General features: G+C 67.2%; 19 protein-coding genes. 8 read left to right on the top strand and 11 right to left on the bottom strand.

The genetic code is table 11. The features are described from left to right. Window positions 1-133: 133 nt before the first annotated feature. Window positions 134-2,146: a phosphatase PAP2 family protein gene (locus FB600_RS25975; RefSeq protein WP_233635241.1), complete on the top strand. Its 2,013-nt coding sequence runs from the start codon at window positions 134-136 to the stop codon at window positions 2,144-2,146. 150 nt (window positions 2,147-2,296) lie between these two features. Here FB600_RS25975 and FB600_RS25970 read toward each other — a convergent pair whose 3' ends face one another. From FB600_RS25970 to FB600_RS25960, 3 genes are all read right to left on the bottom strand, one after another. Further along, window positions 2,297-4,294, bottom strand: a complete 1,998-nt coding sequence (locus tag FB600_RS25970; RefSeq protein ID WP_145757568.1) for a sigma-54-dependent Fis family transcriptional regulator — start codon at window positions 4,292-4,294, stop codon at window positions 2,297-2,299. Window positions 4,295-4,479: 185 nt separating this feature from the next. Continuing rightward, on the bottom strand, window positions 4,480-6,006 hold the full coding sequence (locus FB600_RS25965) for an aldehyde dehydrogenase family protein (RefSeq protein WP_105821546.1): 1,527 nt from the start codon (window positions 6,004-6,006) through the stop codon (window positions 4,480-4,482). 116 nt (window positions 6,007-6,122) lie between these two features. Further along, complete coding sequence (locus tag FB600_RS25960; protein ID WP_047837901.1) at window positions 6,123-7,295, bottom strand: iron-containing alcohol dehydrogenase; 1,173 nt, start codon at window positions 7,293-7,295, stop codon at window positions 6,123-6,125. A gap of 553 nt (window positions 7,296-7,848) precedes the next feature. Here FB600_RS25960 and FB600_RS25955 point away from each other — a divergent pair. From FB600_RS25955 to FB600_RS25930, 6 genes are all read left to right on the top strand, one after another. After that, window positions 7,849-8,793 carry a helix-turn-helix domain-containing protein gene (locus FB600_RS25955; protein ID WP_043216233.1) on the top strand — a complete coding sequence of 315 codons (945 nt, stop codon included), beginning with the start codon at window positions 7,849-7,851 and terminating at the stop codon, window positions 8,791-8,793. 290 nt (window positions 8,794-9,083) lie between these two features. Further along, on the top strand, window positions 9,084-10,523 hold the full coding sequence (locus tag FB600_RS25950; protein ID WP_017918300.1) for an APC family permease: 1,440 nt from the start codon (window positions 9,084-9,086) through the stop codon (window positions 10,521-10,523). A gap of 263 nt (window positions 10,524-10,786) precedes the next feature. Beyond that, complete coding sequence (locus tag FB600_RS25945; protein ID WP_098182633.1) at window positions 10,787-12,232, top strand: aldehyde dehydrogenase family protein; 1,446 nt, start codon at window positions 10,787-10,789, stop codon at window positions 12,230-12,232. Between the two features lie 54 nt (window positions 12,233-12,286). Beyond that, window positions 12,287-13,651: an aspartate aminotransferase family protein gene (locus tag FB600_RS25940; RefSeq protein ID WP_098151771.1), complete on the top strand. Its 1,365-nt coding sequence runs from the start codon at window positions 12,287-12,289 to the stop codon at window positions 13,649-13,651. Window positions 13,652-13,821: 170 nt separating this feature from the next. Next, window positions 13,822-14,385 (top strand): cytochrome b, encoded by a 564-nt coding sequence (locus tag FB600_RS25935; protein ID WP_098151770.1) that lies wholly within the window; start codon window positions 13,822-13,824, stop codon window positions 14,383-14,385. Window positions 14,386-14,564: 179 nt separating this feature from the next. Beyond that, complete coding sequence (locus FB600_RS25930) at window positions 14,565-15,713, top strand: porin (protein WP_145757569.1); 1,149 nt, start codon at window positions 14,565-14,567, stop codon at window positions 15,711-15,713. A gap of 19 nt (window positions 15,714-15,732) precedes the next feature. On the opposite strand, the gene FB600_RS25925 is transcribed toward FB600_RS25930, so the two are convergent. After that, on the bottom strand, window positions 15,733-16,785 hold the full coding sequence (locus FB600_RS25925) for a porin (RefSeq protein WP_145757570.1): 1,053 nt from the start codon (window positions 16,783-16,785) through the stop codon (window positions 15,733-15,735). Between the two features lie 238 nt (window positions 16,786-17,023). On the opposite strand from FB600_RS25925, the gene FB600_RS25920 reads away from it, so the two are divergent. Beyond that, window positions 17,024-17,752 (top strand): IclR family transcriptional regulator, encoded by a 729-nt coding sequence (locus FB600_RS25920; protein ID WP_098151767.1) that lies wholly within the window; start codon window positions 17,024-17,026, stop codon window positions 17,750-17,752. Between the two features lie 49 nt (window positions 17,753-17,801). Here the strand turns inward: FB600_RS25920 and FB600_RS25915 are convergent, their stop codons facing one another. From FB600_RS25915 to FB600_RS25885, 7 genes are all read right to left on the bottom strand, one after another. Next, window positions 17,802-19,253 (bottom strand): NAD-dependent succinate-semialdehyde dehydrogenase, encoded by a 1,452-nt coding sequence (locus tag FB600_RS25915; RefSeq protein WP_186023397.1) that lies wholly within the window; start codon window positions 19,251-19,253, stop codon window positions 17,802-17,804. 85 nt (window positions 19,254-19,338) lie between these two features. Next, window positions 19,339-19,668, bottom strand: coding sequence for an NIPSNAP family protein (locus tag FB600_RS25910; protein WP_047837908.1), 330 nt, complete (start codon window positions 19,666-19,668; stop codon window positions 19,339-19,341). Further along, window positions 19,658-21,286 (bottom strand): bifunctional 3-(3-hydroxy-phenyl)propionate/3-hydroxycinnamic acid hydroxylase, encoded by a 1,629-nt coding sequence (locus FB600_RS25905; RefSeq protein WP_145757571.1) that lies wholly within the window; start codon window positions 21,284-21,286, stop codon window positions 19,658-19,660. Before FB600_RS25905 ends, FB600_RS25910 begins: the two co-directional genes overlap by 11 nt. A gap of 3 nt (window positions 21,287-21,289) precedes the next feature. After that, window positions 21,290-22,168, bottom strand: a complete 879-nt coding sequence (locus tag FB600_RS25900; RefSeq protein ID WP_098153165.1) for an alpha/beta fold hydrolase — start codon at window positions 22,166-22,168, stop codon at window positions 21,290-21,292. A gap of 27 nt (window positions 22,169-22,195) precedes the next feature. Further along, window positions 22,196-22,801 (bottom strand): amino acid synthesis family protein, encoded by a 606-nt coding sequence (locus tag FB600_RS25895; RefSeq protein ID WP_098153164.1) that lies wholly within the window; start codon window positions 22,799-22,801, stop codon window positions 22,196-22,198. A 51-nt stretch (window positions 22,802-22,852) separates the two neighbouring features. Then, window positions 22,853-23,368 carry a VOC family protein gene (locus FB600_RS25890; RefSeq protein WP_098151764.1) on the bottom strand — a complete coding sequence of 172 codons (516 nt, stop codon included), beginning with the start codon at window positions 23,366-23,368 and terminating at the stop codon, window positions 22,853-22,855. Window positions 23,369-23,380: 12 nt separating this feature from the next. After that, a complete protein-coding gene (locus FB600_RS25885) occupies window positions 23,381-24,418 on the bottom strand; it encodes a WD40/YVTN/BNR-like repeat-containing protein (protein ID WP_098151763.1) in 1,038 nt (345 codons plus the stop codon). Window positions 24,419-24,423: the final 5 nt, after the last annotated feature.

The following is a 24,423-nucleotide window of genomic DNA, read 5'->3' as shown; positions in this document are numbered from 1 at the left end:
CCGGCCCCGGCTCGACTTGCCGGGCAGGCGCCGGGCCTGTCCGGTCCCGGCGGCCATCGCGCGCCGCGCGTGCGCTCGTCCGGGACGCTCGATCGAAATCAGTCTCGACGTAAGCGTGTCACAAAGTAACCGTATGGTTAACGTTTTTCAAACAAATACAGGGAGCACTCAAGTGTTCGCGTCGTCCGTGTCTCGTTTCGTCCGTCCCCATGCCATCGCATCCGCCGTCTCGCTGTCGTTCCTGCTCACCGCCTGCGGCGGCGACGGCACCGCAAGCGATACATCGCCCTCGGTGGTCTCGCAGGTGCCTGCCCCGCCCGCCGATCCGGGCTTCACCGACAGCGCGCCGGTGCCGTCGGTGGCGGCCTTCGTCGACAATGCGTTCACGAACCAGCGCGGCGACGCGCGCTACGCCACGATGAGCACCAATGCCGGGGTACGCGTGCTGGCCGGCTTCCGCGACCTCTGGCAACCGCTCACCGACATCGTCGACGCCGGAGTGAACGCGCCGGCCGCGGGCGGTTTCCCGGCCGTGGTCGCCTCGACCTGGACAGGACTGCCGAACGACGGCACGCCCAACGGCACGGCGCTCAACCCGGCCGTGCTCGATGCCAACGTGCAGTACGTGGTGACCGCCACCACCACGCGCAGCGCCGCGCAGGCCGACGCCGCGTACTACGACGACCGCCGCGGCAAGGGCTACAGCGTCACCGACGGCATGGGCCCCTTGACGACGGCCTGGCGCAACGCGGCCCGGCAGACCACCTCCATCACCTCGATCCCGGCGGACGCCACCACCACGCTCTACAACGACAGCGGCAACAACACCGGCGTCGGCAGCACCGCCAACGGGATGTTCGGCAGCGTGGTCGACTTCGTCAACACGATGGGCAACAACGCCTCCACGGAGCCGGCCAAGCGCTTCTACAAATACGAACGCCCGTACCGCTGGAGCAAGAACGTGGTGGTGGTGCCCGCGCTGGTCCCGGCCGAGAGCACCACGCCGGCCACCGACGGCGGTTTCCCCAGCGGCCATTCCGCCGAGGCGATGCGCGACGCGATCGCCATGGCCTATGTCGTGCCCGAGCGTTTCCAGGAAATGCTCTCCCGCGGCCTCGAGCTCGGCGAGAACCGCATCCTCGCCGGCATGCACTCGCCGCTCGACGTGATCGGCGGGCGCATCCTGGGCGAAGCCTCGGTGGCGGCCAATCTCGCGGACCCGGCCAATGCCGCGCTGAAGGCAGCCGCGTTCGCGCAGGCGCATACCGCGCTGTATGCCGCGACCAACACCAACGCGACGAGCTTCCCGGCCCTCGCCCATTCGGCGGCGGTCTCGAGCGACCGCTTCGCGGACTACGCGACCAACAAGGCGAACTTCCTGCGTCGCCTGAGCTTCGGTTTCGGCCAGATCAACGCCACGACGGCTCCCGCCGTGGTGCCCAAGGGGGCCGAGGCGCTGCTGGAGACGCGCCTGCCCTACCTGAGCGCGGATCAGCGTCGCGTCGTGCTGAAGACGACCGCGCTGGCCTCGGGCTACCCGGTGCTGGACGACGCCGAGGGCTGGGGACGGCTGAACCTGTTCTCGGCCGCCGACGGCTATGGCCAGTTCAACGGCAACGTGGCGATCTCGATGGATGCCGCCAAGGGCGGCTTCAATGCGGCCGACACCTGGCGCAACGACATCGGCGGCAACGGGAAACTCAGCTTCGCGGGCAGCGGCACCTTGACCCTGGCGGGCAACAACAGCTACGGCGGCGGCACCCAGGTGACGGGCGGCACGCTGGCGGCGGCGGCGCCGAACGCATTCGGCCGCGGCGACGTCTACCTGGGCGCGGGCACGGTGGCGATCGCGGCGCCGTCGCGCGCGGCCATTGCCGGCAGGTTCACGCAACTGGCGGGCAGCACGCTGGAACTCGATCGCGGCGCGGGCGACGCCGGGCGCGTCGCGGTGGCGGGCCCGGTCGCGATCGCCGGCGGCACGCTGCACGTGAAATTCACGCAAGGCTACGCCCCCAAGCCGGGCGATACGGTCAGCCTGATCGACAGCGGCAGCTTCGCGGGGCGCTTCGACGCCGTGGTGGTCGACGGCTACAAGGCGACGCCCCTGTACAGCGCCTCCGGCGTGCAGGTCCGCATCGACGGCTGAGCGTCGGGCGGTGCGGTGCCTTGCCGGGTATCGCCTGGTATCGCATCGCGCCGGGCATCGGCAAGTCGGCGTGTCGCGGGGCCGCCGCGGCATTCGTGCAGGGCGACGCCGCGCGACGCTGCCGAGTCGCGTCGCACGCGCGCGGGCACGTCAGGGGGCACCGTCGACCGTGCCCGGCAGCGAATCCTCCGGCTGGATCTTCCGGTAGATCGTATTGCGCGACACGCCCAGCTCGCGCGCCGCCGCCGACACGTTGCCGCCGTGTCGCGCCAGCGCGGCCACCACCACCGACGCGGCCACATCCTGGAGGCGCACGGCGCCCGCCTCGCCCGCCCTGGCGGGACCGCCCTCCCTGCCGGCGGGCTCGGGTCGATCGCCGCGACGCAGTTCCTCGAGGAAATCGTCGGGAAGATGCTCGGCACGGATCGGTTCATCGTCGTCGGCCATCGCTGCCGCCGTGCGCAGCAGGTTGCCCAGTTGGCGGAAATTGCCGGGCCAGGCGCAACGCTCGAACAGCGCCATCACCTCGGGCGCCACGCACAAGGCCCGAGCACGCCCGCTGGCCCGTGCCTCCTGCTCCAGCATGCGCGCCACCACCACGCGCAGGTCCTTGCGTTCGCGCAGCGCGGGCAACCTGACGGTCAGGCCATTCAGGCGGTAATACAGGTCCTCGCGGAACTGATGCCGCGCCAGCATCTCGCGCAGGTCGCGATGGGTGGCGCAGACGATCGCCACGTCGATGGGAATCGATCTGGCCGAGCCCAGAGGATTGACCTGCCGCTCCTGCAGCACACGCAGCAGCCGCGCCTGGAGCGGATACGGCATGTCGCCGATCTCGTCGAGGAACAGCGTGCCGCCGTCGGCCTGCATCAGCTTGCCGACGGCACCGCCTCGCCTCGCGCCCGTGAAGGCGCCGGCCTCGTAGCCGAACAGTTCCGATTCGATCAGGGTTTCCGGAATGGACGCGCAGTTGACCGCCACGAAGGGCCCGTCGCCGCGCGGTGAATCGGCGTGGATCGCCTGGGCGAGCAGTTCCTTGCCCGAGCCGGTCGGTCCCGTGACGAGCACCGGGATATCCTTGCCGATCACCTTGCGCAGCTTGGCGATCACGCCCGCCATCCGCGGATCGCCGGTGTCGAGTTCGGCGAGCCGCGAGGCGCGCCTCGCGGCAGCGGGCCGCCCCGGTCCCGACGCATCGGTGGCCTCGGCCAGCGCGCGCGCATGGCCGCGCTGCAAGGCATCCGCGCGCGCGGCCGGGCGCGACTGCACGCGCGCGCACACCACCGCCCCGTTGCTGAGGTTCAGCATCAGGGGCACCTCGCGATTGGCGCGCTGCCAATCCAGCAGTTGCGTCCAGGTGGTCTGGAACAGCGAGGCGAGCGTCTGGGCGCGCAAGGCCGGCAACGACATGCCGAGCTGGAATTGCGCGCTGCGATTGGCGGACGCCACGAGCCCCTCCTCGCTGAAGGCGACGATGCCCTCCATCAAGGTGCCGAGAAATTCCGCGCGCCCGTGGAAGGACACCTGCAGCATCTCCTGGAAGGTGCTGGCGAACAGGTAGTTCTCGATCATCTGCACCGACATCTTCGCCAGCGCCATGGTGTGCTGGTGGTAGCTGCGATGGTCGCCCGTCACGTCCAGCACGCCCGCCACCTGGCCGTATGGGTCGAGGATCGGGACGCTGGAACAGGTCAGGAAATGGTTGGCCGACAGATAGTGCTGTTCGCCGTGCACCACCAGGGCGCTGCGCTCGGCCAGCGCGGTGCCGATGCCGTTGGTGCCCTGGCGGTTCTCGGCCCAGTTGGCCCCCGGCATCAGCGCGACCCGCTTGGCGCGCTGCAGGAAATCGTCGTCGCCGATCGAGTGGAGGATGAGGCCCTCCGCATTGGTCAGCACGATCATGCTGTGGGTATTGGCGATCTGGTCGTGCAGCGTTTCCATGACCGGCATCGCATGCGCGCACAGGATGCGGTTCTGTTCGCGCTTCAACGCCAGTGCGGCGTCGGTCAGGATGTCGTAATCCGGCCGCACCGAGGCGCTCAGGCCGAACATCTCGGAGCGCTCGTGCGCCTTTCGGATCGTCGTCAGGAGCCTGGCCGCGGGCGGGCCCGGCTCGCGAAGGGAGGCGGGATCGAACCTGTCGTGCATCGTCTTCTCCTGAGCGGCTTGCTGGCGTGCCGCATGGGCGCCGTCGCGACCACGTGCTGCCGGCGGCCCCGCAAGCGCCCGGGGCGAACGCTTCGCGCGCCGCCCGCAGCGGCGGCTCGCCGACGGCACGCCGCGACGAGTTCCTCACGCATGCGGCGCCCCCTCGCGGACGCGCGCGTCTTCCATCAGAAGAAACCGAGCGCGTCGGGCTGGTAATTGACCAGCAGGCACTTCGTCTGCTGGTAATTCGACAGCGCCATCTTGTGCGTCTCGCGTCCGATGCCCGACTGCTTGTAGCCGCCGAAGGCCGCATGCGCGGGATACAGATGATAGCAGTTGGTCCAGACCCGGCCCGCCTCGATCTCCCGGCCCATGCGGTAGGCGCGCGCGCCGTCGCGCGTCCAGACGCCCGCGCCGAGCCCGTAGTAGGTGTCGTTCGCGATCTCGATGGCTTCCTGCTCGTCGCGGAAGGTCATCACCGAGGCCACCGGCCCGAAGATCTCCTCCTGGAACACCCGCATCCGGTTGTGCCCGAGCAGCATGGTGGGCTGCACGTAGAAGCCGCTGTCGAGTTCCGCGTGGGGCTGGGCACGGCCGCCGCCGGTCAGGCACCGCGCCCCCTCCTCGCGGCCGATGTCGATGTAGGACAGGATCTTGTCGAGTTGCTGCCGCGATGCCTGCGCGCCGATCATCGTGTCGAGGTCGAGCGGGTTGCCGCCCTTGATGCGCTCCACGCGCGCGATCGCCCGCTCGATGAAGCGCTCGTAGATCGATTCCTGGATCAGCACGCGCGAGGGGCAGGTGCAGATCTCGCCCTGGTTGAGCGCGAACATCGCCAAGCCCTCGAGCGCCTTGTCGAGGAACGCGTCGTCCCGGTCGAGCACGTCGGCGAAGAACACGTTCGGGCTCTTGCCGCCCAGCTCCACCGTCGACGGGATCAGGTTGTCGGCGGCCGCGTGCAGGATCCGCTTGCCCACCGGCGTGGAGCCGGTGAAGGCGATCTTGGCGATGCGCTTGCTGGTGGCGAGCGCCTCGCCCGCCTCCTTGCCGAAACCGTTCACCACGTTCAGCGTGCCGGGCGGGAACAGCTCGCCGATCAGCTCCATGAGCACCAGGATCGAGGCGGGCGTCTGCTCGGCCGGCTTGATCACCACGCAGCAGCCCGCGGCGAGCGCCGGCGCGAGCTTCCAGGCCGCCATCAGCAGCGGGAAATTCCAGGGAATGATCTGTCCGACCACGCCGATCGGCTCGTGGAAATGATAGGCGACGGTGTGCTCGTCGATCTCGGAGATGCCGCCCTCCTGCGCGCGGATGCAGCCCGCGAAATAGCGGAAATGGTCGATCGCGAGCGGCAGGTCGGCCATCATCGTCTCGCGCAGCGGCTTGCCGTTGTCGATGGTCTCGGCCACCGCGAGCATGCGCAGGTTCCTTTCCATGCGATCGGCGGCGGCCAGCAGCAGGTTGGCCCGATCGGCCGCGGACGTCCTGGCCCACTTGCGGCGCGCCGCATGCGCGGCGTCGATCGCCAGATCGATATCGGCGGCGCCCGAACGCGGCACGCTGCAGAAGGCCTTGCCGTTGATGGGCGACAGGTTGTCGAAATACTCGCCGCCCAGCGGCGGCACCCACTTGCCGCCGATGTAGTTGTCGTAGCGCGAACGATACGGATACTCGATGTCGAGTCCGTGGCGCTCGAGGTCGAACGGATTCATGTGCATTCCTGTTGTGCGGATGTGGCGCGGGCAATCCGCGCGCCACATCCGCGGCGCGCGGGCCTCGCGCATGGAGAACGCTCCCTCGCGGCCGGGCCGGCGAGGCAGGCACGGGCCTACATGGCCGCTTCGAAGATCGCGATCACCTGGGGCAGGGTCGCCTTGCGCGGGTTGGTCAGCATGCAGGCGTCCTTCTGCGCGTTGGTCGCCATCAGCTCGTGGTCCCCGGCCTTCACGCCGAGCCCGGCCAGGCCGGACGGAATGCCCACCGAAGCGGACAGGCGCCGGATCGCCGCCACCGCGGAGGCGGCGGCATCGTTGACGGATACGCCCTCGGTGCGCTCGCCGAGCAGCGAGGCGATGCGCGCGAAGCGCTCCGGCGCGGCGATCAGGTTGAACTCCGAGACGTGCGGCAGCAGGATCGCGTTGCACACGCCGTGCGGCAGGTTGTAGAAGCCGCCGAGCTGGTGCGCCATGGCATGGACGTAACCCAGCGAGGCGTTGTTGAACGCCATGCCGGCGAGATATTGCGCGTAGCACATGGCCGCGCGCGCTTGCATCGATTCGCCGTTGGCCACCGCCTTCGGCAGCCATTGGCCGATCAGTTCGATCGCCTTCTCGGCGCAGGCGTCGGTGATCGGCGTGGCCGCCGTCGAGACATAGGCCTCGACGGCGTGGGTCAGCGCGTCCATGCCGGTGGCGGCGGTCAGGGCCGGCGGCATCGCCACCATCAGCCGGGGGTCGTCGATCGCGATCAGCGGCGTGCAGCGCCAGTCGACGATCGCCATCTTCACGTGGTTGCTGGAGTTCGTGATGATGCAGAAACGCGTCATTTCCGCGGCCGTGCCCGCTGTCGTATTGATCGATATCAGCGGCGTCATCGGCACGCTGGATTTGTCGACGCCTTCGTAATCGCGGATGTGGCCGCCGCCGGCCGTGACGAGGCCGATTCCCTTCGCACAATCGTGCGAGGAGCCGCCGCCCAGCGACACGATGAAATCACAGCCTGCCTGCTGGTACAGCGTCACGCCGTCGTGGACGTTGATGTCGGTGGGATTGGGTTCGGCGCCCGCGAAGATCACGGCTTGCAGGCCCGCTTCGCGCAGGTAGCCGGCGATCAGTTCGGACAGGCCCATCTTGTGCAGGCCGGCGTCGGTCACGATCAGCGCCTTGCTCCCGCCGAGCGACTTGGCGCGCGTGCCGGTCTCGCGGGCGCAGCCGGGCCCGATCAGGGTGACGCAGGGAATGAAGAAACTGTCGGTGCGATCGGCGATGCTCAGGTAGCTCATGTCGTCTCCAAGGTTATGTGGGGCATTGCGGATGCCACACACTCCCTTGCAGGAACCGTACCAGGCGAAACAGCCCCGCCAGGCAAGGCAGCGCGGCGAAACGGCCCGATCGCCGCTGTTGACGACATGCGAAGTTGTTGCGTTTCGGAACAGCAGCGCAACACCGGATCGAGCCGGCCCACTCGTCCGGCACAGCGCACCATGCCCCGCGCGAGCGCGACAGGCTGCAGCGCGCGGCAGCACGCCCCCCTTTTTTTCAATCAATCCCTAATGATGGAATGATTAGACAATAATCAATAAAAAATAGATGTATATTTAATGAGTATCCCGTATTTTTGTTTTCATTTCATTTTCCTTGCTGCCGCTCGCGCTTTGGCCAGGCAAGGTCCGGCGAAGAGGCAAGTGGTCATCCCGAACGGCCATCAGCTGGGTTTTTTTTTGGATATGATCCTCCGGCGCCCCCGCGGACTGCCCGCTGCGCGCCGGGCGAGAGCGGACGGCACGAGGCGGCCTCGGCCGGCACCGAATGTGAGAAGGACGCATCGGCCACACCATGAACCTGCATGCTGAAACACGGTACTTCTCGGATGTGTTCCTCCACTCCCAGGCAGTGGTCGACTGGTCGCAGCACTACGACCAGATCAGCCCCGGCACGGCCACCACCACCCTGCGCCAGGTAGCCGGGCAGGGCTTTCACGTTTTTCGCGAACGCATCAACCTGCGCGTGATGCAACATGGGCTGGCGCCGCGCGACCGACTCTGTTTCGCGCTGCCGATCGCAAGCGCGGTTGCACCCGTGGTGCAAGGGCGCACCGTCGAGCGCCCGAGCCTGCTGACGCTGCGCGGCGGCGAGGAGTTCGTCGCGCATCTGCCCTGCAACACCGAAGTGCTGGCCTTCACGATCGATTGCGCGCTCACGGCCGAGCGCGAACTCGACGAACTCGCCAAGCTGCCGGCCCGCATCCTGAAGCAGCCGGTACTCCCCATTTCGAACGCGCGCTACCATCGCGCCCTGGACGGCCTGGAGGACGTGCTGCGCCAGGCATTGGACAGCGGTTCGCTGACGGCGCGCGATGCGTTCGACGAGCGCCTGCTGGCCGACTGCGTCGTCGGCATCTTGCTCGACCTCGTGCAATCCGAAGACGCGGATGCCGGGGCGCTGCCATCGGCATCGACGCAGAGCTACATCGTGCGACGCAGCCAGGAGATCGCCCTGGAAAGCGACGAGGTGCCGACGGTCATCGATCTCTGCCACCATCTACGGATCAGCCGCCGCACGCTGCAATACAGCTTTCAGAATGTGGTCGGCACCACGCCGACGGCCTACCTGCGCTCGATCCGGCTGAATGCGGTGCGACGCTTCCTGATGACGACCCCCGAGACGATGCGCATCGGCGACGCCGCGGCCCAATTCGGCTTTTGTCACTTCGGGCGTTTTTCCGCCTATTACCAGCAGCACTTCCACGAACTGCCGTCGCACACCCCGCGACTGAGCTGACGCTTCCGTCAAGGCCAGCACCGTGCGCCATCCGGCCCGGATACGGGTAAATCCCTGGCATGCGGCATGCGCGGATTGCCGATAGCGGACAACGTCCGCTTTTTCGACGCCTTAGATTTTCTCGTCGGCTCCCCATGTACCTCACGGGCAGCCGTCAAAGCGCAGACCTGCGTCGCCGGCGGCCGGCGGCATCGCTTGCCGGATCGCGGGAATCGACCCGCGGCGCAGGGACCTTGACCAGGCATGCCGGTGTCGATTCCTGACGGACGATCCGGTCAGCGGAACTACTCATGAACGAATCGTCACCCCGGTCCGAGGCAGGACTCAGCAGGAACGCCGTCGGACTGTCGCACATCGTGTTCTTCGTCGTCGCCGCGGCGGCACCGCTCACCGCGATGGTGGGCGCCACGCCGGCGGCGTTCTCGCTGGGCAACGGTCCCGGCGTGCCCGGGGTCTTCGTGCTGGCGGGTTTGATGTACCTGATCTTCAGTATCGGCTACGCGGCGATGAGCCGGCACATCTCCAATGCCGGCGCGTTCTATGCCTATATCGCCAACGGCCTCGGCCGCCCGGTCGGGGTCGGCAGCGCCTTCGTCGCGATCGTTGCATACAACGCCGTGCAGATCGCGATCTACTGCATGTTCGGCTTTTTCCTGAACAGCGGCATCCAGCAGCGCTACGGGATCGACATTCCGTGGTGGGTATTCGCCGGGGCCTGCGCCGCAGCCGTGCACGTGTGCGGCGCGCGGCGCATCGAGTTCAGCGGCCGCCTGCTGGGCATGCTGATGCTCGGCGAGATCGCGATCGTGATGCTGCTCGATCTGGCCATCGTGATACATGGCGCCAGCACCGGCGGCTTGAGCGCCAAGCCGTTCAGCCCTTCGCTGGTGTTCACCCCGGGGCTGGGCACCGCGCTCGTGTTCGTGCTCGGCTCCTACATGGGCTTCGAGGCCACCGCGATCTTCTCCGAGGAGGCCCGCGACCCCAAACGCACCATTCCGCGTGCCACCTATCTGGCCGTGATCCTCATCATGGTGTTCTACGCGATCTCGTCCTGGGCGATCGTCGAAGCGTGGGGAGAGGGCCGCATCGCCGCGCAAGCGGCTCACGATCCGGCCAACCTGTGGTTTGCCGTGAGCGGCCGGATGCTCGGCGGCGTCGCGACCGACGCCATGAACGTGCTGCTCGTCACGAGCCTGTTCGCGGCCATCCTGTCGTTTCACAACACCATCACGCGCTACTTCTACGCGATGGGCCGTGAGCGCGTACTGTGGCGCGAGCTCGGCAGGACCTGCCCGGTGCATCGCTGCCCCGACGTCGCCGGCAAGGTGCAGACGCTGATCGCGCTCACGGCCATTGCCGGCTCCGCCGTGTTCCGCCTCGACCCCTTCGCAATCGTATTCTCGTGGATGAGCGCGCTGGCCACGATCGGCATCATCATGGTGCAGATCCTGGTGGCGGCCTCGGTGATTGCCTTCTTCGCGCGAGACCATCGCGACACCGGCCTGCTACATCGCCTGATCTCACCGCTGTCGAGCATCGTCGCGCTGGGCGGCTGCCTCGTGCTGGTGGTACGCAACCTGCCCGTGCTGAGCGGCTCGGATTCGGCCTGGGTGGCGATGTTCCCGTACTTCCTGCTCGCCGTGGGCGCGCTCGGCATCCGCGCCGCGCTGCGATTGAAGCGCAGCGACCCCGACCTGTACCGCGAACTCGGACGCGCCGTCCAGTAGCCCGCGTCCGGCAGGCCTCGCCGCGGCCGATGCCGCGGGCACGTCCCACTTCCCGACACACGCACTCGTCGCCGCGACGCACGCTGCGTCGCGCCGGCGTGTCCGCGTACCGGGTAATCCCTATCGCGATCGGGTGACGGGATTGCCGAAAGCGGACAAGACCCACCATTTCATCGACTTACATTGGACGCGACGTCGACGCCGGAGCATGCAAGCCTTCACCGGCCCGGCCCTTCGACTCTCCCCTGGCAAACACGGACATCATGATGAACATTCAGAACCTGATCGGCGGCCGACACATCGCGGCATCTGCCGGCCGCACCTTCGAGAAACGGGCGCCGGCGACAGGAGACAGCGTCGCCGCCGTAGCGGCGTCGAGCGCCGAGGACGTCGATCGCGCGGTGCGCGCCGCGCATCGCGCGCTGCACGACGAGGCCTGGGCGCGCGCCGGCGGAGCGGCCCGCGCCCGCTGGCTGCTGCGCCTGGCGGAACTCGTCGAGCGCGAGCGCGATGCATTGGCGGAACTGCTGGCCGTCGAGCAGGGACGCCCTCTCGCCGAGATGCGCATGATGGACATCCCGATGTGCATCGACACGCTGCGCTACTTCGCCGGCTGGGCCGACAAGCTCGAGGGCCGCACGATCCCGACCGACGGATTCATGGGACGTCCGACACTCAACTACACGAGGCGCGTGCCGGTGGGCGTGGCCGCGCAGATCATCCCCTGGAACGCGCCCTTGATGATCGCGGCGTGGAAACTCGCCCCGGCCCTCGCGGCAGGCTGCACGGTGGTCGTCAAACCCTCGGAGGACACGCCGCTGGCGCTGTCGCGGCTCGGCGAACTCGTGGGCGAGGCGGGATTTCCCGACGGCGTCGTGAACATCGTTCACGGCTTCGGCTCGGAAGTCGGCGCGGCATTGGTCGCGCATCCGCTGGTAAGCAAGGTCAGCTTTACCGGCAGCACCGAGGTGGGCCGCACGATCGCCCGCGAGGCAGGCAGGAGCTTCAAGCGCGTCACGCTCGAACTCGGTGGAAAAGCCGCGCAGATCGTGTTCCGCGACGCCGATCTCGAGCGCGCGATTCCGTCCCTGATGGCGGGCATGTTCGCCAATCAGGGGCAGACATGTGCCGCCGGCTCGCGCGTGCTCGCGCACCGCTCGATCGCACCGGAGCTCGAAGCGCGGCTCGCCGAAGCGGCCCGCGCAATCCGCATCGGCCCGCCTTCCGAACCCGGTGTGCAAATGGGCGCGCTCATCAATGCCGGCCACCTCGCTCGGGTTCGCGCGCACGTCGAGGCGGCACTGGCCGAAGGCGCGGTCATGCTCGCCGGCGACGAGCAGGTGCCGGCGAGCGGCTGCTTCATGAGACCGACCATCCTGGCAGGCGTGCATCCGGACATGCGCATCGCCCGCGAGGAGGTGTTCGGGCCGGTCGGCATGGTCATGCCCTTCGACACCGAAGACGAAGCGATCCGGATCGCCAACGACACGCCGTTCGGCTTGTCCGCCTCGGTGTGGACGCAGGACCTGGACACCGCGCATCGCGTCGCCGAGCGGCTCGATGTGGGCGCGGTGGCCGTCAATGCCTGGAGCCCGATCGACGCCCGGCTGCCGTGGGGCGGCACCAAGCAGAGCGGGATCGGACGCGACCTGTCCAAGGCCGCGCTCGATTCCTACCTCGAGGAAAAAACCATCACCCTGGCCCTGTGATCGACGACGCACACCGTGTCCCGATCGATTCCCACACTTCTTGACAAAGACATCATGGACTATCAACAGCGACAGAAACGATTCTGGCATCCCATGAGCTCGGCTGCCGCCGGGCATACCACCCCGACCGTCATCATCGAGCGCGGCGACGGCAATCATGTCTACGACGTCACGGGCCACCGCATGCTGGACGGCGTCGGCGGCCTGTGGAACGTCAACGTCGGGCACAACCGGCCCGAGGTCAAGGCCGCCATCGCACGCCAGATGGACCAGCTCTCCTACTACCAGACATTCGACGGCGTGGCGCATCCCCGCGTATACGATCTGGCGGACCGCCTCTGCGCGATGTTCGAGCAGGAGGACATGCAACGGGTCATGTTCGGAAGCGGCGGCTCCGACGCCATCGAAACCGCGCTGAAGATGGCTCGCCAGTACTGGGTCGCAGCGGGCGAGCCGTCCCGGACGAAATTCCTGTCGCTGCGCAACGGCTACCACGGGGTACATATGGGCGGCACGTCGATCGGCGGCAACGGCGTGTACCACTACAATCACGGCCCGCTGCTGCCCGGCTGCGTGCTGCTCGATACCCCCTGGCTGTATCGCAATCCGTGGAACTGCGAGGATCCCCAACAACTCGTCGACCACTGCATCCGGCAACTCGAGGAAGCCATCTCCTTCCATGGCGCTCAGACCATCGCCGCGTTCGTGGCGGAACCGGTGCAGGGCGCGGGCGGGTTGATCGTGCCTCCCGCCGACTACTGGAAGCGAGTGCGCGCCGTGTGCGATCTACACGGCATCCTGATGATCGCCGACGAGGTGGTCACGGGATTCGGCCGCACCGGCAGCATGCTGGGCAGCCGGGGCTGGGGCGTCGCCGCCGACATCCTCTGTCTGGCCAAGGGCATCTCGGCAGGTTACGTGCCACTCGGCGCGACGCTGTACAACGGGCGGGTCGCGCGCGCCATCGAGCAGGGGGCGGGCTTCTCGCACGTCGTCATGCACGGCTATACCTACAGCGGGCATCCGCTCGCATGCGCCGCATCGCTCGCGGTACTGGACATCGTGGAAGCCGAGGATCTTCCCGGCAACGCGGCGCGAGTCGGCCAGCGCCTGCTGGAATCGCTCATGCCCCTGAAGAGCGCATTCGAGACGGTGGGCGACGTGCGCGGCAAGGGCCTGATGCTCGCGCTCGACCTGGTGGTCGACAAGGCAAGCCGCGCCCCACTGGACCCGGCCAGGGGTTTCGCGGCGCGCGTGGCCGATGCGGCCCGCAAGCGCGGCGTGCTGGTGCGTGCGATCGCCAACAAGGTCGTGATGTCGCCTCCGTTGACGCTGCTGCCCGAGGAAGCCGACCTCATCGCGACGACGCTGCGCGAGGCGCTCCAGGAATGCTGCGCGGATGCGCGATCGATCGCCTGAGCGGCCTCGCCCCTACGGATCCGTACGGCATGCCCGGGAGCGGCGCATGCGTTCCATGGGGGCACCTGGACCGCCATCCGGCCTCGGCGCCCACGCCGACGGCCGCGGGCGCCGCGCGCCGGAGCCGGCGTCCCGCGTTTCTCAATCTCGCATCAGGGAAGGCAAGCCAAATGGAAAACCCGTCCGTTGCACACGCAGTCAACAAATACCCGCTCACGATGCGGCTGCTTCACTGGGCCAGGGCAATCCTGATCGGCGCGCAGCTTTGGACCGGATGGACCATGGTCCGGCTCGACGACAACCTGCCCGCCAAGTTCGATTGGTACTACCCGACCCACAAGGAATTCGGCGTGCTCACGCTGCTGCTGGTTCTGACTCAACTGGCGATCCGCTCGGGCAGGCCGTTGCCGCCGTTGCCGGCCAGCCTGCCGAGCCTGGACAGGCGGCTCGCCAGGCTCGCCAATTACCTGCTGTACGCACTGGCCATCATCGTCCCGCTGATGGGTTACTCGATGTCCAGCACGTTCACGCAGAGCGACGGCGTGCCCTTCTTCTTTTTCCGCCTCCCCGAGTTGTTGCCGAAGAACGACCACTGGTTCGTGGTATTCCAGTGGCTGCACCGAACCCTCGCCTATACCCTGCTCGCCCTCATCGTCCTGCACATCATGGGCGCGCTGAAACACCGCTTCTTCGATCCGAACCGAGAAAACGACGTGCTGCGCCGCATGCTGTGAGGCGGCCCCGCCACGGCATCGCTACCCGTACTCGAGCCGCGTTGTTCCAGCGGCTCGATTTATTTTCCCGTTATCAATTCGTTATACAAAACAAATTTCCTCCGCATCGCGTGTCGGGCAAGTCCCGGTCATGAGAAGGCGGCAGTGCATGGCATACCTTCCCCACCTGGAGATCAATGATGAAGAAGATGATTGCGGCCCTGTCGGCCGCCGGCCTCATGGGATTCAGCCTGATGGCCCACGCGCAGAGCAGCGTGACCTTGTACGGGCTGATCGACGAGGGCGTCAATTTCACGAGCAACGCGGCAGGCAGTCGCGCCTACCAGGCGGTCAGCGGCGACACGGTCGGCAGCAACTGGGGGATCAAGGGAGCGGAAGACCTCGGCGGCGGCACCAGGGCGATCTTTCAACTCGAGAACGGCTTCAACACGAACACGGGAGCGCTCGGCGTGACGTCTCGGATGTTCGGCCGGCAAGCCTACGTCGGCCTCGACTCGGAACGCATGGGCATGCTCACGTTCGGCCGCCAGTACGATCCGACGCTCGACATGTGGAGCACATTCACGGCAACCGGCAACTGGCTGGGCGACTTCGGCGCCCACCCGTACGACAATGACAATGCGGACTGGGACTATCGCATCCAGAACAGCGTCAAGTACGTGTCGCCCGCATATGCCGGCTTCAAGGGTGAGGTGCTCTACGGATTCTCGAACCAGGCAGGCAGCTTCGTCCGCAACCGCGTCTACAGCGCGGCGCTCCAGTATCAGATGGGCGCCTTGTCCGCCGCCGTCGCCTACCTGAAGTCGAACAGCGGCGGCACCACGGCGGCCGGCGCGTTGTCGAGCGACGATACGGTCTTCAGCGGCAGCGCCCAGCAGAATATCGATGCGGGTCTGTCCTACAAGGTGAGCGACAAGCTGACCCTGTCCGCCGCCTACTCGCATGTCGACGTCGACGACCCGGAATCGAATCTCTACTTCACCAACCAGCCGGCGGCGCGCTCGCAGAACGCCTGGAAGTTCGACAACTTCGAGGTCAACGGCCAATATTTCTTCCAGCCGGATTTCTGGTTCGGCGCCGACTATACCTATACGCGGGCACACGTCGACACCGTCACGGGCAATGGCTCGCCGAGCTGGCAACAACTGTCGATGATGCTCGACTATGATCTCAGCAAACGAACCTCGACCTACATCCAGGGCGCGTATCAACATGCTGCCGGCAGCACCGGCACCGACTTCGATTACGCGCATGTGCTCGGCACGGCCGCGCAATCGTCCGGACGCAATCAGCTGGCCCTGCGCGTCGGCATGATGCATCGATTCTGAGCCCATGCCTGCGCCGCCTTCAGAATGAGTGGCGCAGGCCGATGCGCATCACGCTCTGCGACGAACCGGCGGCCGCGCCACCGAGCGCGGCCTCGATTCGAGCGCCATAGGCACTGTCGTGCCCGCGTGCGATCACCGCGTAGACATCGGTTCTCCTCGACAGGGAATAGTCCGCCGTCAGACTGATCTGGCTGGCCGAGCCGGCTCCGCCGCGCTGCTGGAACTGGAAACCGGCACCGAGCTGCAGCGCGGGCCGCAGGGCGAAAACCAGGCCCGCCTCGTAGCTGGTGGCCCGCGACGCTTCGGTGTCGCTGATGCGCACGTCCGACACCATGCCGAAGCAGCGGAACCGGCCGAAGTCGTAGCCTGCGCCGCCGGAGAGGTTGCGCAGATTGCCGCCGGCGGCCACGTCGTGCTGGCCGAAATAGGCGAGCGCGGCGCTGAAAGCACCCCGTGTGTAAGACAACATCACGCTGCGCGCGCTGCCGCGCGCGAGCGTGCCGGCAACCTCGCCGAACCCCCACATGCCGCCGAGCGCCCAGCCGTCGAGCGTCGGGCTCAGGTACTTCACGGCATTGTCGACCTGCACGCCCCATACGCGGTTGTCCAGGGCGCCGCCGGCAGCGGCATTCGCAGGCAGCCCCCACGCGATCAGACCGGCCGGCGTGTTCGCGCCAATAGCGAAGGCCGGCATCAGATCGCCGACAAAATCGAATTGCCGCCCCAGCGTCACGGTCCCCCATTCGCCACTCAGTCCCACATACGCCTGCGAGCTGAACGCGGAACCCGGCACGGTCGAGGTGCCGTCCGAGGACTGGAACTGGCTTTCGAGCCGGAACACGGCGAAGTTGCCGTCGCCGAGCGCTTCCCTGCCCGTCAGCCCCCACACGTCGTTGCGCGACACGCCCGCCTGCAGTGCCAACTGATGCCCCGCGCGGGATGCCTGGGCCAGGTTGCTGGTATAGGTGACGCCCACGTCCAGCGACCCGTAGAGCGTCACGCTCGACTGGGCAAACGCTGGAACGACGGCTCCGCATCCGCACCAGGCCAACATCCGGACCCATGTCTTCATCGATCGTTCCTCTTCAAATCTCACCTCCTGAACGCCGCGCACGCGGCCGCCACCGCCTCTGGTCGACCAGGAAGACCGGCTTGTGATGCGTCGGATCGGAGCCTGGGCCGACTCGCCGCTCGCGCCGCCCGGACGACTTCAGTTAGACTACGCGCGGCGCCGCACGGTCCGCTGACGCCAGCCGCGCCCCGATTTTTCCGCGCCACTGCCACGAGCTGCCTGAATCCCGGATCACGTCATGTCGAGCCTGACCAAAATGCTGTCCATCCTCGATGTCTTCTCGTCCTCCGCGACTTCGCTGACGGCCGAGGAGATCGCCGAGCGCCTGGGCTTCTCGCGCACCACGTGCTACCGCTACGTCAAGGAACTGGCTTCGGTTGGATTGCTGGTCGGCAACAACGGCCGCTACACGCTGGGCCCGCGCATCATCCATCTCGACTACAACATGCGCCAGTCGGACCCGACGCTCACGGCAGCGAAACCGGTCATACAGAAGCTGGTCCAGGTCACCGGCGGCGACGCGCTGGTCTCGACGATATTCGACGAGCAGATCATCAACGTGATGCACGAAACCGGCGCGGAAAACCTGCAGTTGGGCTTCGGCCGCGGGCGCATCATGCCGCTGTTCCAGGGCGCCTCCTCGAAGGTGATCGTGGCCGCACTCTCTCGCGCGCGTCTGAAGCGCCTGCACGAGCGACGCAATATCGAGCTCGGCGAGTTCGCGGCCGACTGGCCGCGGTTCTGGAAGCATTGCCAGCAGATCGTCGAAACCGGCTACTGCATCTCCCGTGGCGAACTCGACGAGGGCTTCGTCGGCATCGCCTCACCGATTCGAACCGCCAGCAGCGGCGAGATCAACAGCAGCCTGTCGCTGATCTTCCGGGCCGACCATTTCGCGCTGTTCGACGAGCAGGTGCTGGGCAACCTGCTGATCGAGGCGACCGCCCGGATCGGAGCGGCGACCTGAGGCGTCGCGCAACTGCGCACCGGGCACCAACAGGCCCACGCGGGGCTGGTCAATTCAGCTGCGTGATGAATTTCGTCACCAGGTAGCCGTCGAAGGTCTCGGTACCGCCCTCGCTGCCGAAGCCGCTGTCCTTCACCCCGCCGAACGGAATTTCCGCCGGCCCCATGCCGAAGTGATTGATGTTGACCATGCCGGCCTCGAGCGCGCTGCCGATCCGATGCGCGTTGCGCAGCGAAGTCGTGAAGGCATAGGACGCGAGCCCGAACGGCAGGCGATTCGCCTCGTCGAGCGCCTCATCGAGTACGTCGAACGGCACGATCCCCACAATCGGGCCGAAGGGCTCCTCGTTCATCAGGCGCGCATCGCGCGCCGGGGCAAGCACCACCGTCGGCGCGAAATAGTGCCCGGGACCCGGCAACGCCGCGCCGCCCGCGGCGATCTCCGCGCCTTTCGCCCTGGCATCCGCAACGAAGGCCTCGATGGCGGCCACGCGTCGCGCATGCGCGAGCGGCCCCATCGTGGTGCCTTCGTCGAGCCCGTAGCCGACCCGGATCTTGCCGACCGCCTCGAGATAGGCGGCGACGAAGCGGTCGAACACCGGACGCTGCACGAAGAATCGCGTCGGCGACACGCAAACCTGTCCGGCATTTCGAAACTTGTAGGCGGCCAGCATCGTCGCGGCACGTTCGACCTCCGCGTCGGCGCACACGATCACCGGCGCATGCCCGCCGAGCTCCATCGTCATGCGCTTCATGTGCGCCGCGGCCAGCGCCGCCAGCTGCTTGCCCACCGGCACCGACCCGGTAAACGATATCTTGCGCACCAGCGGCGACTCGATCAGACGCGTGGAGACCTCGCTCGGTACGCCCCAGACGATATTCAGGCAGCCGGCGGGCAAGCCGGCGTCGTGGAAGATGCGTGCCAGCGCAACGATCGCGCTCGGCGACTCCTCCGGGCCCTTCAGCACCAGCGTGCATCCGCAGGCGAGCGCGGCCGCGATTTTGTGGACGGCCTGGCTGAACGGGAAGTTCCAGGGCGAAAACGCCGCGCATACGCCGATCGGCTCCCGCAACACGGTCTGCGTGACGGCGGGCAGACGCGCCGGCACGATCCGGCCGTAAATGCGGCGGCCCTCCTCCGCATGCCATTCGAGCTGCTCGGCCGACGAACTCACCTCGGCGATCGCCTCGTGCAGCGGCTTGCCCTGGTCCATGGTGATGTGGCGGCCGATTTCAGCGCACCGCTCGCGCACCAATCGCGCGGCTCGGCGCAGGATCTCGGAGCGCAGCAGCGGCGATTCGCACCGCCAGGCGGCGAACGCGCGGTGCGCGGCGGTGACGGCCGCGTCGATGTCGCCCAGCATGGCGTGCGGCAGTTGGCCGAGCACGCCGCCGGTGCCCGGATCGAGCACCGCTTGCGTGCGGCGACCGTCCGCGTCCAGGAATCGGCCGTCGATGTACAAGTGCAAGGAGGCATAGTCCGACGACGGATCGGATGCCATGCGGGACGCCCGCGGCGTGAGCGGAATCAATTCGGATACCTCGCAGGAGACGGCACGGTATGGGCCTGGTCGATGGATGATCGGTTCACGGCAGATGGGACTCGGACAGCCGCCCGGCGATCTCCTGTCGAAGGATCTGGTTGTCCTGCCTGACGAGCAGGTGCCGGACCTTGCCGCGAAACGACTTGAACTCGGGATCGGCCATCAGCACGGCGCGCCGCCTGGCGCGATCGTCCAGCGATTCGAAGGCCCAGAGATAGACCAGCTGGTTCAGCGGTCCGATCTCGCTCGAGAAGCAACCGATCATCGCGCCGAGCGCTCGCTCCTGGGCCTGCCTCCCGCATTCGGCATACACCCGCAGATATTCCGGCACGCTGCCCGGCACCAGGGTGTAGGTGCGTTGTTCAACAAACATGTGCTTCCTCCCTTCGTACCGGCGCGAACGCATGGAATGCCGCCGTCACGCCGGACATTCCGGCGACATCCGTCTGCGCCGCCACATAACGGTCGGGGCGCACTACCACCAGGGGGCCTGGATGCCGGTCGAACCACGCCGCCAGCGCGTTGTCCACGTCCTCGACGCACACGCTGCCATGTTCGCTACTCAGGCGCGCCGCGCGCCCGGGGCCGCTGCGCGAGCGGCTGACCTGCACGAATCGCGCCCCCAACGAGCTCCAGTAGGCGCGGTCCTCCGCGCTCATGCCGGCCTGCGGATCGCAGCGCCAGCCAAGGATCGAGAACCAGGGTCCCAGCACCTCGTCGAGCTTGCATCGCGTTCCGTCGGCGGTTTCGACGTCGGGCTGTGCCAACATCGTGCCCACCGCGTCCGATCCCCCCGGCAGCACGACGCCGCGCCGGTAGCTCGGCATCGGCTTGAAGCGCATCTGTACGACATAGTCCTTCAGGCCCGGTACATAGCGCGTGAATCCGAGGAAGCGATCGCGCAGAAAAGCGACCAGTCGGTTGGTCGGCATCAGCATCGCGCCGAAGGCGTCCGCCAGCTCGATCATTGCTTTCGCATGGTCGTGACGCTCCGCTTCGTAGCTCAGGATCACCTCGGGTCGCCACGTTCCGTTGACGACTCCGGCCAGCTTCCAGGCGAGGTTGCCCACGTCGCGCAAGCCGGTGTTCAGGCCTTGTCCGATCCAGGGGGGCGTCAGATGGGCGGCATCTCCCACCAGTGCCACGCGACCGACCACGAAGCGCTCGGCGATGCGGGAATGGTGGGTATAGGTCCTGGCCCGCACGATCTCCAGACGGCCCACATCCTCGACGTAAGGCGCGATCAGCGCACGCACCGACTCCGGCGACGCGATGGCCGCTTCGTCCTCGTGCGGGAACACCAGGAATTCCCAGCGCCGGAAATCGAACGGGAGATGAATGCAGACGTTCGGGCGCCGGGGATCGCAGTTCAACGCCGTGCACGGCTGGTCGAGTCCGGCATTCCTCACGTCGACCACCAGCCACTTCATCGGATGCGTGGTACCCGCCAGCCTGACGCCCAGCATCTCGCGCAGCGGGCTGCGCCCGCCGTCGGCCGCCACCACGTAGTCGGCCATGAGAGTGTGGTGGCGCCCGTCGCCGAGACGCACCTGCAAGGTCACGCCGTTTTCGTCCTGGCGAAGGCCGATCACTTCCTCGCCGGTGCGCAGCGAAACGTGCGGATAGCGAGCCAGCGCCTCGCGCAGGGTGCGCTCGGCCAACTGCTGCATGAAGATGTTGCGCCGCCACCAACCGAACACGCGAGTGGTCGGACGAATGTCGGCGAAACACTGGCCATTCGCTTTGTACATGCGCAGCGGCACGTTCTGGATGATGTCCCGGCTCAACTCGTCCGCCAATCCGACTGTCTGGAACAGCCTCAGCGCCTCGTCGTCGATGCCGACCGCGCGGGGAAACTCGACTATCTGCTCCGTCTTCTCGAGGATCACCGTCTCGATGCCATACAGGCCGAGCAGGTTAGCCATCGCTACCCCGTTCGGGCCCGCGCCGACGATCGCGACCGAGGTACGGTTCGGTGGGCTATCCATCATGCGTCAGGCTCCCGAACGCCATGTCCGATCGTCGAGGCGATCGAGCCAGGCACGCAATTCACGATTGAAGGCAAGAGGCTGGTCGTCGTGCACGTAGTGGGTCGCGCGCGGAATATCCACCCGTTCGATCCAGCGGTTGGCGGCGGCCATCTCGTCGGCCACGCCTGCCGACAGGAAATCCGAATCGCCGCCGCGCAGCAGCAGCGTCGGCACTTGCAGATCACGCACCAGCGGCCAGAGGTCGACTAGTTGCTGCGGCGAGGCGCCGAGCCGGGCAGCGGCGATGCCGGCGGCGTCGTGCCGCCACGCGATGCGCCCCGGCTCCGACTCTCTCAGCGAATGGATGAGGCGGGAGGCAAGTGCGGCCTCCGTGAGGTTCGGACGCTGGCGGCGCCAGAACGCGCGCGCCTCGTCCCACGAGGAAAACGCCTCCGGCGTCTCCAGCAGCTCGCGCCTGATGCGCTGCGATCCCGATGATCCGACCGAGGCGCCGGGCCCCATGTCCTCGATCACGAGGCCGGCCAGGCGCTCCGGCCAGGCGGCCGCGTAGACGAACGCATTGGCGCCCCCCATCGAATGCCCGACCAGGACGAACCGCTGCAGGTCCAGCGCTGCCACCAGCCCCTCGAGATCGCGCACATAGGCCTTCGCATAGTAGTCGCGCCGCGGATCCCAGTCGCTTCGCCCGCGTCCGCGCTGGTCGAGCGCGACCACCCGATAGCGATCGGCCAACGCGTCGGCGACCGGCTCCCAGGTATGCGCGTAGCTGCGCAAGCCGTGCAGCATCACCAGGCTGGGCGCATCCTCGCGCCCCCAGCTCACGTGGCGCAGACGCAAGCCGTCGCTCTCGATCCATCCCTCCTTCACGGCGCTCCTATCCATCATGTCGTCTCCACGGCGCGCCGGCACTCACACCAGGCCGTCCCTGCCGACGATCTCGCTGGCCTTCAGGCCGCCGAGCCGGGCATGTAGGCGTCCACGCGTCGCGAACGCGAAGATCACCAACACCTCGTCGTCGTTCGGTGCATCGGGAAAGAGGCAGCTCACCGTGTCGTAATGCGAGCGCACATAGAGCGCGTCCTTGTGCGCGAGCGGCACATCGATCACGGTATTGATCGGGCCGCGCTTGCCGCTCGACGGCACCCAGGCCTTGCCGCCGCCGAGCGCCCTGCGGATCGGCTCCGCGAAGATCGAGGTGAGGAACGCATTGCCATGTTCGTATTCGCCGGCGGAGCCGACCAGGCACGCCTTGCCGTAGCTCTGGACGGGCTGGTCCGCCGCGAGTGCCGCGATGCGCCGTGCGAATTCCTCGCCGAGCGCCGGCGACGGCCGCACCAGTTCATCGAGGTTTTCGCTGAACCGCCCCGCATAGGGATTGTGGACAGCCGCGGCAATCACGATCTTGCGCAAGGGCTCGCCATCCGCGATCTGCCCGGATTCGTTCGCGAGGGAATCCTCGATCTGCGTGTACCACTTGCGGATATGAAATCCCGCGAAATTTTCCGACTTTTTCATCTGCATTCCTATATAAAAACCAGTCGATCGGGAGGCTGGATGACCGACACCTCAGTCGAACAGGGGATCGAGGCTCGTGGGATCGCTGGGTGCGTTGTAACGGTTTAGAACCCGCTTGCCCTCCTCGTCGTCGGTAACGGTCTCGCAGAAGAATTCGAGGCGATTGCCGTCGGGATCGAGGAAGTACACGCCGATACCCACCTTGTGATCGGTAATCTTGACGATCGGCACCCTGCGGCGGATCAGCATGCCGTACAGGCGACGCAATTCGATCAGGCCGCCGGCGATTTCAAGGCCGTAATGCTGCAACCCGATGGTGCCGAGCTCCGCGTCGGAGGCCGCGCGAATCAGTGCGATGTCGTGGTGCTTCTGCCCGAAGGACATGAACACCCATTGCTCGCCTCGCGCGGTCTCCGCCATGCCCAACACCTCGGCATACCACCGGCTCGAGCGCAGCGGGTCGCGCACGAACAGCGACAGGTGCGTGCGCTGGATGCGCGGGCTCGGCAAGGGCAAGCCGCTGGCATCGGCCCGGTCGGCCAGTTTCCGGAACTCGGACGGTATCATCGCTAGCTCCGCTCAATGGGTGGATTGCGCGTGCGCGACGAGCGGCGCCTCGAACGGCGTCCACGCCAGCGCGGTGATCTCGCTGAAATCGCGCCACACCTTGACCCAGCTGCGGCCGCCGTCGCGCGAGCAAAACAGGTGGCCATACTTGGTGCCCGCATAAACCAGCCCGGGCTGCGCCGCATGAACGCCGAAGGCCCAGAATGTCGAATTGGGCGGCGTGCGAAGATCCGTTTCCTGCCATGCCTTGCCACGATCGGCGGAGCGGTAGATGCGGCTGCGCGTGCCCGGCGTGCCATCACCGATCGCCATCAGCAGGTCCCCTCCGGGCTCGGGCAACTGCACCACCGTGCGCGTGTAATACAGACCGTCGAAGCGATCCCGCGAAAGCTTGCCGTCCCAGGTCAGGCCATCGTCCTCGCTGACATGCACCGCGTTCACGGTCAGCAGCACGGTGGTCTTCGGCCTGCCCTGAACGGCGGACAGAACGGCGATCGCATGGATGTCGCTGTTGCGGATCGCGCTGCCGGGGCCGTCCACGCGCGACCAGCTCGCACCGCCGTCGCGGCTGCGCCACGCACCGCCCTCCTCCACGCCGTACCATACGTTGCGGCTATCGTCCGGGTCCACGCAGATGGTCAGCAGCCGCGGGCGATTGACGCCCGAGCAGAACTCCGGGAACTCGGGTGCGGTTCGCACCCAACTCAGGCCGGCGTCGACCGATTTGTACAGCGCAGCACGCGACGGCGCACCGGTGCCGGCGTAGAGCACCGATGGGTTGGCGGGATCGATCGCGATGGACCACACCGTCTGCCCGTTCAAGAGGTTGTCGGGTCGGAACCAGTGGGCACCGCCATCTTCGCTGATGCACAGTCCGGCATCCGCGCCTGCGTAGACACGCGACGGCGTCGCGGGGTCCACGGCGAGCGCGCGCACGATACCGTCGAACTCGATCGGCTCGGCCAGGCCGAGGCGATGCCAGGTCACGCCCTCGTCATTCGAGCGCAGGATGCCCTGCCCGGCCGTGGCCACCAGTACGGTTGAAGTCATGAATG

The sequence above is a fragment of the Burkholderia sp. SJZ089 genome, from assembly GCF_007828315.1.
GTDB classification, from domain to species: domain Bacteria; phylum Pseudomonadota; class Gammaproteobacteria; order Burkholderiales; family Burkholderiaceae; genus Burkholderia; species Burkholderia gladioli.
Note: the sequence above shows the minus strand (reverse complement) of the source record. Positions and strands in the feature narration are given on the sequence as shown.